The organism is Pseudoalteromonas sp. Z9A4 (assembly GCF_011378845.1).
Lineage (GTDB): Bacteria > Pseudomonadota > Gammaproteobacteria > Enterobacterales > Alteromonadaceae > Pseudoalteromonas > Pseudoalteromonas arctica.
The window spans coordinates 14,074-30,851 of sequence record NZ_WTLA01000025.1; the positions used below are offsets into that span (position 1 = coordinate 14,074).

14 protein-coding genes are annotated in these 16,778 nt (G+C 40.2%); 10 read left to right on the forward strand and 4 right to left on the reverse strand.

The genetic code is table 11. From position 1 onward, the window contains the following. Window positions 1-3: 3 nt before the first annotated feature. Together envZ and GQR54_RS15690 are read left to right on the forward strand one after the other, a co-directional pair. Window positions 4-1,311 (forward strand): two-component system sensor histidine kinase EnvZ, encoded by a 1,308-nt coding sequence (gene envZ / locus GQR54_RS15685; RefSeq protein ID WP_024594283.1) that lies wholly within the window; start codon window positions 4-6, stop codon window positions 1,309-1,311. Window positions 1,312-1,369: 58 nt separating this feature from the next. Beyond that, complete coding sequence (locus GQR54_RS15690; RefSeq protein WP_024594282.1) at window positions 1,370-2,083, forward strand: ion transporter; 714 nt, start codon at window positions 1,370-1,372, stop codon at window positions 2,081-2,083. A gap of 42 nt (window positions 2,084-2,125) precedes the next feature. Here GQR54_RS15690 and GQR54_RS15695 read toward each other — a convergent pair whose 3' ends face one another. Further along, a complete protein-coding gene (locus GQR54_RS15695) occupies window positions 2,126-4,168 on the reverse strand; it encodes a glycoside hydrolase family 97 protein (protein ID WP_166378868.1) in 2,043 nt (680 codons plus the stop codon). A 158-nt stretch (window positions 4,169-4,326) separates the two neighbouring features. Here GQR54_RS15695 and GQR54_RS15700 point away from each other — a divergent pair, with 158 nt between their 5' ends. Together GQR54_RS15700 and GQR54_RS15705 are read left to right on the forward strand one after the other, a co-directional pair. Further along, complete coding sequence (locus GQR54_RS15700; protein WP_007584982.1) at window positions 4,327-4,950, forward strand: hypothetical protein; 624 nt, start codon at window positions 4,327-4,329, stop codon at window positions 4,948-4,950. Then, window positions 4,940-6,172 carry a hypothetical protein gene (locus tag GQR54_RS15705; RefSeq protein WP_166378870.1) on the forward strand — a complete coding sequence of 411 codons (1,233 nt, stop codon included), beginning with the start codon at window positions 4,940-4,942 and terminating at the stop codon, window positions 6,170-6,172. Before GQR54_RS15700 ends, GQR54_RS15705 begins: the two co-directional genes overlap by 11 nt. Window positions 6,173-6,393: 221 nt before the next feature. Here the strand turns inward: GQR54_RS15705 and speE are convergent, their stop codons facing one another. After that, window positions 6,394-7,257, reverse strand: coding sequence for a polyamine aminopropyltransferase (gene speE / locus GQR54_RS15710; protein WP_166378872.1), 864 nt, complete (start codon window positions 7,255-7,257; stop codon window positions 6,394-6,396). A 198-nt stretch (window positions 7,258-7,455) separates the two neighbouring features. On the opposite strand from speE, the gene speA reads away from it, so the two are divergent. The 4 genes from speA to GQR54_RS15730 are packed head-to-tail and all read left to right on the forward strand — an operon-like array spanning window position 7,456 to window position 12,477. Continuing rightward, window positions 7,456-9,336 carry a biosynthetic arginine decarboxylase gene (gene speA, locus GQR54_RS15715; RefSeq protein WP_007584591.1) on the forward strand — a complete coding sequence of 627 codons (1,881 nt, stop codon included), beginning with the start codon at window positions 7,456-7,458 and terminating at the stop codon, window positions 9,334-9,336. Window positions 9,337-9,396: 60 nt separating this feature from the next. Further along, window positions 9,397-10,275, forward strand: coding sequence for an acyltransferase (locus GQR54_RS15720; protein WP_101163383.1), 879 nt, complete (start codon window positions 9,397-9,399; stop codon window positions 10,273-10,275). A gap of 25 nt (window positions 10,276-10,300) precedes the next feature. Then, complete coding sequence (locus GQR54_RS15725; RefSeq protein ID WP_166378874.1) at window positions 10,301-11,221, forward strand: acetyltransferase; 921 nt, start codon at window positions 10,301-10,303, stop codon at window positions 11,219-11,221. Continuing rightward, window positions 11,218-12,477 (forward strand): mechanosensitive ion channel domain-containing protein, encoded by a 1,260-nt coding sequence (locus GQR54_RS15730; protein WP_101163384.1) that lies wholly within the window; start codon window positions 11,218-11,220, stop codon window positions 12,475-12,477. Before GQR54_RS15725 ends, GQR54_RS15730 begins: the two co-directional genes overlap by 4 nt. Here the strand turns inward: GQR54_RS15730 and chrA are convergent. Continuing rightward, the gene (gene chrA, locus GQR54_RS15735) at window positions 12,434-13,588 is read right to left on the reverse strand and encodes a chromate efflux transporter (protein ID WP_010554934.1); all 1,155 of its coding nucleotides are present in this window, start codon (window positions 13,586-13,588) and stop codon (window positions 12,434-12,436) included. The two genes, GQR54_RS15730 and chrA, sit on opposite strands and share 44 nt — an antisense overlap. A 190-nt stretch (window positions 13,589-13,778) precedes the next feature. Between chrA and GQR54_RS15740 the strand changes: the two genes are divergently transcribed. Continuing rightward, window positions 13,779-14,411 (forward strand): OmpA family protein, encoded by a 633-nt coding sequence (locus GQR54_RS15740; RefSeq protein WP_007584604.1) that lies wholly within the window; start codon window positions 13,779-13,781, stop codon window positions 14,409-14,411. On the opposite strand, the gene GQR54_RS15745 is transcribed toward GQR54_RS15740, so the two are convergent. Beyond that, window positions 14,408-16,186 carry an ABC transporter transmembrane domain-containing protein gene (locus tag GQR54_RS15745; RefSeq protein ID WP_166378876.1) on the reverse strand — a complete coding sequence of 593 codons (1,779 nt, stop codon included), beginning with the start codon at window positions 16,184-16,186 and terminating at the stop codon, window positions 14,408-14,410. The genes GQR54_RS15740 and GQR54_RS15745 overlap by 4 nt on opposite strands. An 88-nt stretch (window positions 16,187-16,274) precedes the next feature. On the opposite strand from GQR54_RS15745, the gene GQR54_RS15750 reads away from it, so the two are divergent. After that, the gene (locus GQR54_RS15750) at window positions 16,275-16,673 is read left to right on the forward strand and encodes a DUF3224 domain-containing protein (protein ID WP_165722784.1); all 399 of its coding nucleotides are present in this window, start codon (window positions 16,275-16,277) and stop codon (window positions 16,671-16,673) included. The last annotated feature ends 105 nt before the right edge of the window (window positions 16,674-16,778 follow it).

The following is a 16,778-nucleotide window of genomic DNA, read 5'->3' on the forward strand; positions in this document are numbered from 1 at the left end:
TTTATGGGCATGTTTCCGCGCAGTGCTTTTGGACAAACTGTTTTTTTAGTGGCGGCTCTGCTGCTCATAAATCAAATAGTGTCTTATGTTACGGTTAGTTTTTATGTTGTAAAACCAACCATTGAGCAAGTTAACTTGATGCTTGCTAAGCAAATTAAAACAGTATTCATTGACTGGGAAGATGGCGTTGAAATAAACGACGAAGTATCTGCAAAGTTTTTTGAAATTACCGGCATTGAAGTCATGACGCAGCGCGAAGCAATGCGCCAAGGGCTTGGGCAAAGCCGCGAATATTCTATGCTATCGCGCAGCATGACTGAGCAACTTGGTGGTTATTCTCGTGTACGTATTAGCCAAACTGATCCGTTGATTTATTGGGTTGAAGCACCGCAAGCGCCAGGTTATTGGGTAAAAGTACCGCTTAAAGGCTTTAAAGAGAACAACTTAGAGTTTTTAACTTTTTACTTATCAAGTATTGGCTTTTTAAGTGTGCTGGGTGGGTGGTTGTTTGCAAGACACCTTAATAGACCATTAAAAGCACTGCAACAAGCTGCAGTGAAAGTGGGTAAAGGCGACTTTTCTACCAAGTTAGAAGAACAAGGCTCAACAGAAGTAATAGAAGTAACGCGCGCGTTTAACCAAATGTCGCGCGGAATTGCCGCACTTGAAAACGACCGCCGTTTACTAATGGCCGGTGTATCTCATGATTTACGTACGCCGCTTACGCGTATCCGTTTAGCCACCGAAATGATGGTTGATGAAGATGATTATCTTCGTGAAGGTATTATTTACGATATAGAAGACATGAACGGGATTATTGATCAGTTTATTGAGTATCTACGCCACCATAAACGTGAAGAACTAAGTTGCGAAGATATCAATGCTTTAGTTGCCGAGGTTGTCAATTCTGAGCTTCAGCATCAACGTACTATTACGTTTAAAAGTAATCCAAATATAGGCAATATACCGTTAAGCTCTGTGGCTATTAAACGTGTAATTACCAACATGATTGGTAATGCGCTGCGTTATTCTGAGGGCGATATTGAAGTACTTAGCTACTTTAATTCAAACAAAAAGTATGTAGTTATCGCTGTAAACGATAATGGCCCCGGCATTCCTGAAAACGAACTAGAGTCTGTGTTTGAGCCCTTTAAACAAGGCGATGCAGCTCGCGGAAGTGAAGGCAGTGGTTTAGGCCTTGCTATTATTAAACGCATTGTTGATATGCACGACGGTAAAGTAAAGCTAGAAAACCGCCCAGAAGGCGGTTTAAGTGCACAAGTATATTTGCCAATAAAGGTCTTGAATTAATTTAAAAAATACCTAAAGGCGCTTTTAGACTATTGAATTTTAATATCAAGGAATAAATGTGGTTGTTAAGGAAGATGATAAAATATTTTTAGATAGACCAATATTCGTATGGGTCATTTCCGGGTTAATTTTATTTTCTGTATTGTGTTTCTCAGTTGAAACATTGCCAGACTTAAGTAGTGAAACAAAAGTATTTTTAAAGTACTCCGAACTGTTAATTGCTGTAATTTTTACTCTTGAATATTTAACAAGGGTTGCCTTATCGCAACGCAGGCTAAACTTTGTTTTTAGTTTCTATGGAGTTGTGGATCTTGTTGCTATTTTACCTTTTTATCTAGCATTTGCTGTAGATTTAAGGACATTACGCTTAATTAGGCTATTAAGATTAGTTCGAGTATTGAAGGTAGTAAGATATAACACTGCTTTACTTCGATTTGCGAGGGCTATTTACTTAGCAAAAGAAGAGTTAGTTATTTTTACAGGGATGAGTTTGGTTTTATTATATCTTTCAGCTGTAGGTATTTATCATTTTGAGCACACTGCGCAGCCAGAGGTTTTTAAATCAATTTTTGATAGCCTTTGGTGGTCAGTTGCCACATTAACTACAGTTGGATATGGCGATATCTACCCTATAACTATTGGGGGACGTTTTTTTACTTTTTTCATCTTAATGATTGGGCTTGGACTCGTAGCTGTCCCCACTGGTATTGTAGCTTCAGCCTTGTCTGCTGTCAGACGCGAAGATGAAGTTAGTTGCAATTTAGAGAACTAAATTAAAGGCCGCTATATTTTACTGCGGCCTTTAATTTCTATTTTAAAGTGCTTTAAAACGAATAGCTGTACCGCCACTAGTGGCTAATTTAAGCGTTAGTTTATCGCTTGCAGTTACAACACGTTTTTCGATAGCTAGATCGTACGGATTGTTTTTCCACTCTGCGCTTTTACCATCTTTATAAATTTGTGCTTCAAACTTTTTGCCTTGCTCTAAAAAGTCGAGTTTTACCTCAATTGTTCTGGCTTTTTCGTCAGTAACAGCACCTAGGTACCAATCGTTTCCTGAGTATTTAGTGCTTTTACGTTCTTTACGAGCGAATACAATAAAGTCGCCTACTTCACCATCAATAGCAATACTTTGCTGCCAATCTGTTGGTACGTCTTGAATGAATTGAAACGCATCGGGCTTAGCCAAATAGTTTTTAGGTAAGTCGGCAGCCATTTGAATTGGGCTATACAAAACAACATAAAGTGCAAGTTGTTTGGCAAGTGTAGTTTGTGGGCGGTTTGTATCGCCTCCTAAACCATTAAAGCTCATATCAAAAATACCTGGCGTAAAGTCCATTGGTCCTGCAAGCATGCGGGTAAAAGCAAGCATTGGTATATGCTCTGGTGGATTAGGAGGTGAACCCCATGCATTGTATTCTTGTCCGCGTGCGCCTTCGCGCGCAATCCAGTTTGGATAAGTACGGCGCAGGCCTGTATCTTTAATTGGCTCGTGAGTATTAATGCTAATTTTATGTTTAGCTGCAAGTTTTACGTTATAAAGGTATTCGTTAACCATAAACTGGCCGTCATGCCATTCGTGGCGAGCAATACCGTTTTTGTCTATACGTTTTATATTTCCGCCATCGGCTACATAACCTGTTTTTACTTGGCTTACGTTTGATTTTTCGTAAAGGGCAAAGGCATCTTCCATTTGGTCACGGTAGTTGCTTACATTGCCTGATGTTTCATGGTGGCCAATGAGCTGTACGCCTTTTTCTTTGCCGTATTGAGCAAGCGCTGCTATATCAAAGTCGTCGTACGGTTTGGTAAAGTTAAATACATCGCCATTAAAATACCAATCGCCATCCCAACCAATATTCCAGCCTTCAACGAGTACACCATCAAAACCATACTGCGCTGCAAAATCCATATAGTATTTTGTGGTTTGCGTAGTGGCGCCGTGTTTTTTACCGCTACCCCAAGTTTGCGTGTTTATATGCATACCCCACCAAATACCCACGTATTTGCCAGGCTTAACCCACGACACATCACCGATTTTATTAGGCTCGTTTAGGTTTAGTATTATATCTGAATTAACTAAGCCAACAGCGCTGTCGGCTATTTGAATGGTGCGCCATGGTGTTTTAAAAGCACCTTGTTTTTTAACTGCAACACCATCTGACCACGGCGTTAAATCGGCAGTGAACGTACCAGAGCGGCGTTGATTAAGCACCATGCCTGCGTAATCAACAAGTGCGGCTTCATGAATGCTAATATGAGTACCGTCACTTGTTTTAAACGTAAATGGTGTGTGAGCTAGTGGAGCTTCGTTAAGTGGAGTAGTGTTGTAAACATATTCGTAGCGGTTCCAGCCACGAGCAGGTATCCACCATGCTGTTGCATCATGACTATTGTTTATTGCAAATTCAGTCAGCTCTTTGGTTATTTCTGTATGTTCGAAGCCGGCTTGTTGTGGTACTTCGTATCGAAAACCTACACCACTATCAAATGCTTTAAATCGAATTGTGTAGGTACCTTTATTTGGCTCGTTTTTTGTAAAGGTAACGGCTACTTCGTTATATTCGTCAACAACGTTTTGACGTTCGCCCCAAGGTTGTTGCCACTGTGAGTTAACGCTTTGTTGTTCAATGCTTTTAATTTTAAAGCCATCGCTAAAAGCTGCTTGTGTTTTAAATTCAAACCCCAGTAAAGATTTGTTTATAACTGCTTTGTTTTTAAATTTTATTGCGTAGCTTGGCGTGTTGTTCTCGTCAGAGATGCTTACTGTTATTTGTGTGTCTGGCGATTTTAGCTCTACGGTTTGTCCGTAGCTATTACTAGCAAAGGCTAAAAGCACAAGTGCTGGTATTCTCATGGTGTGTCCTTAGATGAGTCGGTGGTGACATCTAAGGATAATGACTGTTGATGATTAATACGACTGCTTACATACGTATTCAATGTTTTAAAAAATAGAAAGAATTTGGTGGCTTAATCGGTCTATAATGTAAACAAATTGATAATAGCGACAAGAAAATGATAAAAAGCTTACTTTATGTATTTTTACTAAGTGTTAGTACTGGAGTTTTTGCAGCAAATATTACAATTAAAAATGCTAATAATGACCCATTACCTAATGCTGTTGTATGGCTAACTGCAGGAGACCCCTCTAGCGTTATTCCTCCAGAAGCACCTTATGCGATGACCCAGCAAAATAGAGAATTTAAGCCGCGTATTTTAGTTGTCCCACAAAATGCAAAGGTAGAGTTTCCTAATGCGGACTCAATCATGCATCATGTTTATTCATTTTCTAAAGCCAAAACGTTCGAATTAAAGCTATATAAGGAGCATCCAAAAGCGCCCATTACTTTTGATCAAACGGGTGTTGTTGAGCTTGGCTGTAATATTCATGATTGGATGTTAGGTTATATTGTGGTGGTAGATAGTACTATTTTTGCAATCACTGATGAAAACGGGAATGTTGATTTAAATGCCAATGCAGGCGAATACACGTTAAGTGTTTGGCATTCTGGATTTAGTGATATTAGTAAGGTTGAATCTCAAACTATTACTGTGGCTACTAACCCGATCACTTATAAAGTAAAGCAGGAAATTGCGGAGCAAATTGACTTTGCTACGGATGAATTTGATGACTATTAATCGCTTAACGAGGCTGGCATTTGTAGCCGGTGCTTTATGTTTTAGTAATGTGTTGTATGCACAAGTAAAAGGCTTGATGCAAATTAGAGCCGTGCAGGGTGACGATATACGTAGCTTCCAAGAGGGCGGCCTTGGGCTATATCGGCACGATACTAAAAGCGACGAACTTATTTTATCCCAAGGTATTTTAGATTTTAATGTTGATTTAGCATCTAGTTGGTCGGCTCATGGGGTGTTAAATACGAATCAAGATCCTGACGTTGGCCTTGGTTTTACGCAGGCTTATATAAAGTATCAGCCGCTATCTAACAGCAACTATAAATGGCACATGCGCGTGGGGGGCTTTTACCCACTTATGTCGCTTGAAAATCCTGATATAGGGTGGACTTCTCCTTATAATTATACAAACTCAGCTATTAATAGCTGGATAGGCGAGGAAGTACGCACTGTTGGCGCAGAGGTAACGATTAAGCGCCCAGCAAAACGTTTTAACAGCGCTCATAGCTTTAGTTTTGTAGGTGCTACATTTAAAGGCAATGATCCTGCCGGTACTTTACTTGCGTGGCGTGGTTTTGCATTACACGATAGACAAACTACATTTAACGAAAGTATTAAATTTGCGCCTATAGCGGCATTAAATGCATACGAATTACGTTGGCAGGCTAATCAGGTTTTACCGTTTGAAGAAGTAGACGGTCGTTTTGGCTATTACGCTGGCGTACATTGGGATTACTTAAAAAAATCACAATTTCGAATTTATTATTACAACAATAACGGTGACCCAACCACACTCAATATTAGTACAGGGCAGTATGCTTGGGATACTCGCTTTACAAGCGCTGCTTGGCTTTATAAGTTTAATAGTAAAACACGTTTAATAGCACAGGTACTTAATGGTAAAACTGAAATGGGCAGTAACGCATTAATTGATAATGCTTTTTATAGCCATTATTTAATGCTGAGCCATAAAGAAGGCAAACATCGAGTTTCAGTACGTTATGATTATTTTAAAGTTACTGACAACGACACAACCGCGTTTGACCCTAATGCAAGTAATGGGGAAGGCTTAACCGCAACATGGCGCTACCAGCTCACTAATAAACTACAAATAGGGGTTGAAGGTTCTGCACTTAAAAGTGTTGCAAAAAATAGAGAGCCAATTGGATTTAATGAACGAATCTCGCAGCAGCAAATAATGCTAAATGCGCAATGGCGTTTTTAAAAGTATAAAAAAGGGAGCATTTAAATGCTCCCTTTTTAGTTTAATAAAATTGGTATAGATTATACCAACCTGCATAAATTTTTGATCAATTTAACGAATTAAATTGCACTATAACGTCGTTAAAAATTTTTTATTTAGAACAACTAGATACAAAAATTTTTGCCTAGTTCTAGCGTAATTTTCTTAACGTTAAATAGACCCCATATATAAGCAGATTGGTATTATTTTTTATCGAATGCGCGTTTCATGTAGTTAGGTGTAGCGAGTGCGCCATGATGAATACCGCTATTGTAGTATTCACTGTGCTCGGCTATTTGTGCCGCGCCATCTTCTCTAAAGCCGTCAAATGCTTGTGATTTACGTGCAAGTGTTACTGACCATAAACCGCTTGGGTAAATTGGTTGTGGAAATGGTAATGTTTGTAAATCCTTAAAGCCTACGCTTAACATTGCTTCGCGCATTTCAACTAATAGTGGCATGTGCATAAGTGGTGATTCACTTTGTTGTACTAAAATACCACCTGGGCGCAGTGCATCTAAACAGCTTGTGTAAAACGCATGGTTAAATAAACCCTCACCTGGACCTACCGGATCTGTGCCATCAACAATCACTACGTCGATAGATTCGCCAGCGGCTTCGCGCATGTATTTAATACCGTCGTCAAACATAACCGTTGCACGGGCGTCGTTATTAGATTCACAAAGCTCTGGGAAGTATTTTAACGACATTTGCGTTACTACTTCGTCGATATCTATTTGCGTTACAGTTTCTACGCCTGGGTGTTTTAATACTTCGCGTAAAGTACCGCAGTCGCCGCCGCCAATAATAACGACGTTTTTAGGGTTTGGATGCGCTAAAAGTGCAGGGTGGCTGATCATCTCATGATAAAAGAAGTTTTCGCGGGTTGTTACCATAGTACACCCGTCGATGATCATTAAATTACCAAAGTCTGTGGTTTCAAACATTTCTACCTTTTGAAAAGGAGACTGTTTTTCATCTAACTTTTTATTAATACGTAATGAAAATGCGCTGCCATCGCGGTCGCTAATTTCAGTAAACCACTTACTTTGATCTAAATTTGCCATAGTTACTATTACACTTTTTAGGTTGAGTATGAAAAAGGGGCAATTCTGCCAGTGCTTGGCGTTTTGCTCAATGACATTTTAACTGATTTGACGAATAAAGTTAGTTAGGAGTGAGTGAAAGTTCAATTTTTGTTAGCCTAGTGGATAGTGACGTATTAAAATGCGCCTTTATACCTAATTGACTAAAGAAGAGTTGCCATGACCTGGGGTTTAGAAACAGCACGCGCCACTTATAACGTTGCTCATTGGAGTGATGGTTATTTTGATATTAACGCACAAGGCGAACTGGTGGCTTACCCAGATGGCGACCAAACAAAACCGGCCATTTCTTTAACGCAATTAACAGAGCAGTTTAAACAACAAGGTTTAACGTTGCCGGTTTTAGTGCGCTTTACCGATATTTTAAAAAATCGTGTAGACACCCTTACTAACGCGTTTACGCAAGCGCGAGCAAATCGTGAATATAACGGAAAATACACCTGTGTTTACCCAATTAAAGTAAATCAGCAACGCTCTGTAGTAAGTAAGCTATTGGCGCATCCAAGCGGGCTTGTTGGCCTAGAAGCAGGCTCAAAGCCAGAACTTATGGCTATTTTGGGTGTAGCAAAAGAGCCAATCACAATAGTGTGTAACGGCTATAAAGACAGTGAGTTTTTACGCCTAGCGTGTATTGGTCAAGCAATGGGCCACAGCGTAAAAATTGTGGTAGAGAAGCTTTCAGAACTGACCACACTACTTGAAGAAATAGACAACCTAGGCATTGAACCGGCTATTGGTATTCGCATTCGCCTAAACTCAGTAGGCAAAGGCAAGTGGCAAAACACGGGCGGCGAAAAAGGCAAGTTTGGTTTAACAGCAGGCCAAGTACTAAGTGCTGTTGAAGTGCTTAAAAAGCATAATAAGCTGCACTTAATGCAAATGGTGCATTTTCATATTGGTTCTCAAATTGCCAATATTCGTGATATTCACCGTGCTTTACGTGAATGTGCACGCCACTTTGCTGAGCTTACACAATTAAACGTACCGTTAAATACCGTTGATGTGGGCGGCGGCTTAGGTGTTGATTACGAGGGCTCTGGCTCGCGTAGTGCATGTTCAATGAATTACACCGTAGAAGAGTATGCGCGTAACGTAGTGAATGCATTTGCAGAAGTGTGCGATCAGCATAACCTTACGCATCCGGCCATTATCACCGAGTCGGGGCGTGCTTTAACTGCTCACCATGCGGTATTAATTACCGATGTAATTGACGTAGAAAAAGCGCCTAATCATTTAAATCCAGAGCCACCGCTTGAAAATAGCGCATTAGTGCTTGATGAAATGTGGCAGTGTTTACAGCGTTTAAACCCGCGTATGGCACTGGAGATTTATCACGACGCTATGCACTTATTTAGCGAAGCGCACGATCAGTACGTGCATGGCTTAGTAAGCATGCTAGAGTGGGCGAAAATAGAGCAGCTTTACTTTACTATTTTACATCGTGTACGTGCATCGCTTAGTAATAATGCGCGCGCGCATCGTGAAGTACTCGACGATTTAAACGAAAAGCTTGCTGATAAACTCTTTGTTAACTTTTCATTATTTCAGTCGTTGCCTGACGTATGGGGTATTCAGCAGTTGTTTCCTGTTATGCCAATCGAAAACTTAACTCAGCCACTGACTCAGCGCGCGATTATTCAAGATATTACCTGCGATTCTGACGGGCAGATTCGTGAATACGTTGAAGGCGCTGGTATCGAAACCAGCCTACCAATACCAGAATATAAGCATGGCGAGCAATACCACATCGCTATGTTTATGGTAGGCGCGTATCAAGAGATTTTAGGTGATTTACATAACCTATTTGGTGACACTGATTCGGTGCACGTAGAGCTTAACGACGATGGCTACGTGTTAACCAATGCCATAAAAGGTGATAGCGTTAAGGATGTATTAAAGTTTGTTGACTATGATAGCGCCATTTTAGCTGACAACTTTGCGTACCAAGTTAATAAACTTGATGTATCGACGCAGTGTAAAGAAGGTTATTTAGCTGAGCTTAATGCAGGCCTTGAAGGCTATACCTATTTTGAAGATTAATTTGTAAGCAACTGAAAGCGCAGTATTAGTGGCTGCGCAATGTTTAAAGGAATGGAAGTAATGTCAGTTATTCGCAGTGTATTTAGTATTGTTTTTTACACAATAAACACACTTTTTTGGTTTGTGCCTATTTTTGTTTGTGGGCTTATAAAGCTTATCCCTATTAAGCCTCTACAAAAGCTTATGAGCTGGGCAGCTAAGCAATTTGCAACTATTTGGGTTACCTTTAATAGCTTAAATCAAGCGTTATTTACGCCAACTAAACTTAATGTAACTGGCCTTGAAGACCTTAAACTAAAAGATTGGTACCTAGTAATTGCAAATCACCAAAGCTGGGTCGATATTTTAGTATTACAGCGCGTGTTTAATCGTAAAATTCCATTTTTAAACTTCTTTTTGAAAAAAGAGCTTATTTACGTGCCTATTTTAGGTTTATGTTGGTGGGCGCTTGATTTTCCGTTTATGACTCGCACGAGTAAAAGCCAATTAAAAAAGAATCCAAAGCTGCGTGGCAAAGACTTAGAAACCACACGTAAAGCCTGCGAAAAATTTAAAGAGATGCCAGTAAGTGTGGTTAACTTTGTAGAAGGCACTCGTTTTACTACGCAAAAGCATGAGCGCCAAAATAGCCCGTTCCCACATTTATTAAAACCAAAAGCGGGCGGTATTGCTTTTGTAATGCAAGCAATGGGCGAGCAAATTACTAAAGTGGTTAACGTTACCATTCAGTACCCAGATGGTATTCCTACTTTTATGGATTTTGCTGGTGGTAAGGTAAAAAATATCAACGTACACGTGGAAGTAAGGCCGGTAAGCGAAGAGCTTATTGGTGACTACACAGGTGATTCTGAATTTAGAGTTCGCTTTCAAAGCGAGTTAAACCGCTTATGGGAAAACAAAGAGCAAACACTACAATCGCTCGAAAAAACCCATAAGTAAAAGGTAAAAATATGAGCTTACAGTTATGCTAAAAAAGTGGTTACCAAATTGGCTTAACGGCTTAATTGTAGGCTGCGTATTGTTTTCTAACATGATACTTTTTGGCTCGCTAGTATTTGTACTGGGCCTTATTAAGTTATTACTGCCTTTGCCTGTGGTTAACTCTATATTACACAGCGCTTACCGAGGTTGGTGTAACGGCAACCGTTTAGGGCTTTGGTTAGGTTGCCCTAACATTGTGGTTGATATAAGTGGCGACTTAAACTCAAAAAGTTGGTATTTACTTATTTGTAACCACGCGAGTTGGTTAGATATAACTGTACTTAGCTCATTACATGCATTGCCTGCCCCTAAGTTCTTTTTAAAAGACGGGTTAAAATACATGCCTTTTATTGGCACTGGTGCGTGGGCTATGGGTATGCCGTTTATGAAACGGGTAAGCAAAGCGCAGCTTGCTAAAAATCCAAAGTTGAAAGGGTTGGATGTAGAGCGCACGAAGCGTAGCTGTCGTAATTTTCGTCATCATCCTACTACCATCATTAATTTTGTTGAAGGTACACGCTATACGCCAGCCAAACATAATCTGCAACAAAGTCCTTTTAAGCATTTATTAAAGCCCAAAGCGGGCGGCATTGCTTTTGCGCTTGAAGTATTAGCCGATCAATTTGATGCCATGCTTAATACAAGTTTAGTATATAGCGGTAAGACAGATCACTTTTGCCGTAACTTGCTAAAAGGTGAGCTAGATTCTATTTATGTTTCAATAGACGTAACGCCCATTAATGACAATATGCAGGGCAGCTATCAAAGCGATGACGTATTTAAAGTTAATTTTCAACATTATGTGAATGAGCTATGGGTTGCTAAAGATCAGCAGCTTGCCGACATTTATGCTCAACAAGATTTACCTGAACCACAAATCAGTAAGGAAATTGAAACACTATGACCAACACCCATCTTCAGGAATTAATTGCTCCTTGGTTTGAAAAAGTACCCGACGCGGATTTTCTTAGCTCAATTACCGCAGTCTCAATAGGGATATTCTCTTTATTAATTGTTTACTTATTTACTCGTAGATTAATGTTACCTGGCATTCAAAAAATAGTGACGAGGCTTTCTCCTGAGCGAATTGGTGCGCTTTCTCCTATGCTTAATAAGCTAAATAAGCGTATTGCCGGAATGCTTTGCTGCGTATTGTTTTTAGCTACGTTTGATAGCGTATACCCAGTTAATGAAATTGCAGGAGAAATACTAAAAACGATAGGACAAGCTTTACTTATTATTTATGCTGGTTTTATTTTTAGCAGTATTGTGAGCATTGCGGGTACTATTTATAACCAGTTAGAGTTTGCCCGCGAGGTCCCTATTCAGGGCTTAATTCAGGTTGTTAAGCTAATAACCTTTATTGTGTGTGCAATTTTAATTGTGAGCATTTTTCTTGAGAAGTCACCTACTTATATTCTCTCTGGCTTTGGTGCTATTGCTGCTGTTACGTTATTAGTATTTAAAGACACTATTTTAGGCTTTGTAGCCAGTATTCAAATAGCAGCAAATCGCCTAGTAACCTATGGTGATTGGATTCAAGTAGAAAACTACGGCGCCGATGGCGAAGTAATTGATTTGGGTTTAAATACCGTAAAGGTACGTAACTGGGATAACACCATAACAACTATTCCAACTTATATGCTGGTAGCGGGTTCATTTAAAAACTGGCGCGGGATGCAAGAGTCGGGCGGTAGACGTATTAAACGCTCACTCAATATTGATATGCACAGTATTTGTTTAGTGGGTGATGAGTTTAGAAAACAAATTGATGCGGCTATTCCGCTGCACGACTATATTCGAGTGACGACATTACCTGCTCAGGTTTCTAATTTAGGGCTATTTCGTCGCTATGCTGAAGGCTATTTAAAACAGCACAGTAAAATTAATACGTCACTTACGTTAATGGTACGAGAGCTACAACCACTAAACCATGGTTTACCTATTGAGTTTTATTGCTTTAGTGAAGACAAACGCTGGATTTCGTACGAGCATTTACAAGCCGAAATAATGGACCATTTGCTTGCGGTATTACCCGTGTTTGGGCTTAGAGCATATCAAAGTGTAAGTGGACAATTAAGCCCACCTAACGAGCAACAAACAGATAAGCCAACATTTAGAGTGATGGCAAATAGTGTTGTAAAAGACCCACAGCAATAAATAAAGCTAAGAGCCACCAAATAGGTGGCTTTTTAAATCGCAGCCATGCAAATGTAATTATTACTAACGCAACTTGCCAAAGGTTATGCACCGCTGATGTCCAAATTGGCGAATACAGTGCAGCCGCTAAAAAACCTACTACCGCGGCATTAAGCGCCGCTATTGAGCTTGCAAAACGTGGCTTACTTGCCAAGTTAATCCAGCTCTTTTGGAATGCGAGTATAAGTAAAAAACCAGGCATAAATATAAGCAGTGTAGCTATAAGAGCACCCACTAAAGGTTGTTCTGTAGTAAGTTGTGCGCCTAAGTAAGTAGCAATAGTAAACATAGGCCCAGGCACTGCTTGTGCACTCGCGTAAGCACTTAAAAACTGATCATCACTCAATGCTGGTACGCCAGCTTGAAGTACCGGCAGTACTACGTGTCCGCCGCCAAACACCATTGCACCTGCCTGGTAAAAAGGGGCAAACAAAGCAAACTCATGTCCTAGTGGAATAAAGCTCACACCAAGTAAGAGCGCAAATAACCCCAGTGCAATCCAATTAATATTACTTTTTGTACTGCTAACATTTTCTGTGGCTGTACCCAGTTTTAATAAAGGCCATATAGCACCTATTGTTGCAGCGGTTATTAAAATAGCGATTTGAGTTCCCATCATTGGAAATAACACCAAAGCAAGTGTACTCATTACAGCAAGTAACTTAAGCGCAGCACTTGTACAAAAGCTTTTAGCCATACTAAGTGTTGCATCAGCAACTATAACAACGGCAAATAACTTTAAGCCTGCAATAATGGCAAAGTAAACAGCGTCAAACTGATGAGCACTCACCGCAAGCAGCACCATTATTAAAAACGAAGGCAGAGTAAAACCTACAAAAGCAGCTATACCACCCAGTACTCCAGCACGCTCAACACCAATAGCAAAACTAACTTGGCTAGAGCCAGGACCCGGCAGCGCTTGGCTTAAACTAATAAGTTGTGCGTAACGCGTGTTAGTTAACCAATTTAACGAGTCTACAAAGTGGCGTTTAAAATAACCTAAATGCGCAGCAGGGCCGCCAAAGCTCATACACCCTAGTAAAAAAAACTGTCTAAAAATAGCAATTAACATTGCGCCAATATCCTTTGTAAAATTCATTAAATTGTCACAGCGTAGTATGACATTTTTATTAAAATGACACATTAGTTTGAGGTCTGTTTAACAATCAAGCAAGATGCGTTGCTTTTAACACTCTCTTCATAGTTTGTTCATACATGTATTTGCATACTCTTGCTAAATTCTTAATGAATAGGGTATCACCATGACTTTAACTAAATCACTTTTAAGCGTAACCGTAGTAGCTGTATTACTTTCTGGTTGTGAAATGAATAACACAGGTAAAGGAGCCGCTATAGGCGCCGCAGCCGGAGGTGTATTAGGTAAGGCTACGGGTAATCATAAAGATAAACGTATTTTTATTGGTGCAGCTATTGGTGCACTGGCGGGCGCTGCTGTTGGCGACTACATGGATAAGCAAGAAGAAGCATTTCGTGATGAGTTAGCGGGTTCAGGTGTTGAAGTAGTGCGTGAAGGTGACAACTTACGTTTAGTAATGCCATCAAACATTACGTTTGCGACTGCTCAGTCTTATATTTCATCAGGCTTCAACGATACGTTAGATGCGATTGCTAAAGTAATGAACAAGTACGAAAAAACCTACCTTAGTGTGCAAGGGCATACTGACAGTACGGGTAAAGATAGCTTCAACATGAACCTATCGCGTGAACGCGCACAAAGTGTGAAAGACTACTTAGTGAACCAACAAATTATGGCTACACGTGTTAGCACTATGGGCTATGGCGAAACACGCCCAATTGCAACTAATGATAGTGCAAATGGCCGTGCTCAAAACCGTCGCGTAGAAATTCAGATAGTGCCAAATACCGAAGGTTAATCCTTATTAAACTGTAATTCACACAGTTTTTGATACAACGGGTTACTTGCTAACAACTCTTGGTGAGTACCCGTTGCTATGATTTCCCCATTTTCCATCACTACAATCACATCGGCATGTTTAACCGTTGCCAACCTATGGGCAATAATTAACGTGGTGCGGTTTTGCATTAAATGCTCAAGCGCAGCTTGTACATGGTGTTCGCTTTGCGCATCCAGCGCGCTGGTGGCTTCATCAAGAAGAAGTATTTCAGGGTCTTTTAATATGGCACGTGCAAGCACAATACGCTGCTTTTGCCCACCCGATAACCTCACACCCTGCTCACCTAAAAAGCTGTTATAACCTTGCGGTAACTGTTTGATAAATTCATCGGCATGCGCATACTTTGCTGCGGCATATACTTGCTCATCGGTTGCACTTGGGTTGCCGTAGCGGATGTTATGCATTACGTCGGAGCTAAATAAAATAGGGTTTTGCGCTACCATGCCCATTTTATTACGCAGAGTATTAAGCGATAAATCTTTAATGTTTACATCTTTAAACTTAATAGCTCCGCTAGCCGGATCGTAAAAACGTTGTAGCAATTCAAATAACGTTGTTTTACCTGCGCCAGAAGGGCCAACAATTGCCACGGTTTGGCCTTGATTTATATTTAGGCTTATTTTATTAAGCGCGCTTACGTCTGGGCGAGAGGGATAGTTAAAGCTTATATTTTCAAGCGTAATAGCAGGGCTACTACTATCTTTCAGTAAGCTATCGTCTTGTGGATCTAGTGGGTTTTCTATCTCACTTTTAACAGCAAGTAACTCAAGTAACCTTGCCGCCGCGCCTGCTGCACGTTGTAGTTCGCCATATACTTCAGCAACGGTTGCCACCGACATTGCCACCATAATAGCGTAAAACACAAACGCACCTAGCTCACCACCTGTCATGGTACCTGCAAGTACATCGTTGCCACCTACCCATAGCATAGCGCTAATGGCACTAAAGGTTAAAAAAATCACTACAGCTATTAAAAATGAACGTTGCTTAATACGTTTTTTAGCCACGTTAAAGGCTTTTTCGGTCTCAAGCGCAAAGGCATGCTGCTCTTGTGCTTCGTGGCTATAGCTTTGCACTACTTTAATATTTTGTATGACTTCTCCGGCATAGGTACTTATGTCGGCAATGGCATCTTGGCTAGAGCTTGCTAGTTTACGTACCTTGCGACCAAATATCATCATAGGGACAAGTACCAGCGGTACACAGGCAACAACTATTAAGGTGAGCTTCAAATTAGTAAACAACAACATAGCAAGTCCACCAATCAACATAAGTACACTGCGCAGTGCCATAGAAAATGATGAGCCGATAATTGATTGCAGTAATGTGGTGTCGGTGGTTAAACGCGACATAAGTTCGCCACTGCGGTTTTCTTCAAAGTAGCTAGGGTGTAGCGTAACAATACGATTAAACACGGCTTTTCGAATATCGTTACTGACTCGTTCGCCAATCCACGACATTAAATAAAAACGGCTAAAGGTACCGATCGCTAATAAGCTGATTAAGCCAATGAGCACCAGTACAGCTTGTTGTAATTGATCTTTGGAGCCTGCAATAAACCCATGATCAATAACAAACTTAACCCCCTGACCTAGTGATAAGTTAACCCCCGCAGTGACCAATAGCGCGGCTAGCGCAGCTACTACCATCCATTTGTAAGGTTTTATAAAAGCAAAAACAGGTAATAAGCTGCTAAAAGCTGCTTTTTCGGATGCAGAGGTGTTTTTTGACATAGTGGATTCTTTTTAAAGGTTAAGGTATAGATATGGCATCATCGGATTAAAAATCAATAGTATTAAATATCATCAATAAGGAATTGTTATGACAACAAAAATAATAAGTGGTGAATTTACAGTGGCTTTAGCGCCAATTGAAGGTTACGCCAAAGGGCAGCAAGGTATTAACTTAGGACGCATGTCGATTGATAAAACATTTAAAGGTGACTTAAATGCTACAAGCCAAGGCGAGATGCTTAGCGCAATGACGCCAACCCAAGGCAGTGCGGGTTACGTGGCAATAGAGCAAGTGATAGGTGAGCTTGAAGGTAAGCAGGGCAGTTTTGTACTGCAACACTTTGGCACTATGAATAAAGGACAAGATAGTCTTATTTTAAATGTTATTCCTGATTCAGGCACAAATGAGCTAAAAGGATTAACTGGCAGTATGAAAATACGCATTGAGCAGAGTATTCACTATTACGACTTTGACTACCGCTTATAAAATGGATAACAAACAATGCAAAAAATAGTAGAATTTAAAAGGCGTGGTTTTTTAGTAACGGCATTGATGTAGATGCTTTGAATGAGCGCATATACCACTTAAATC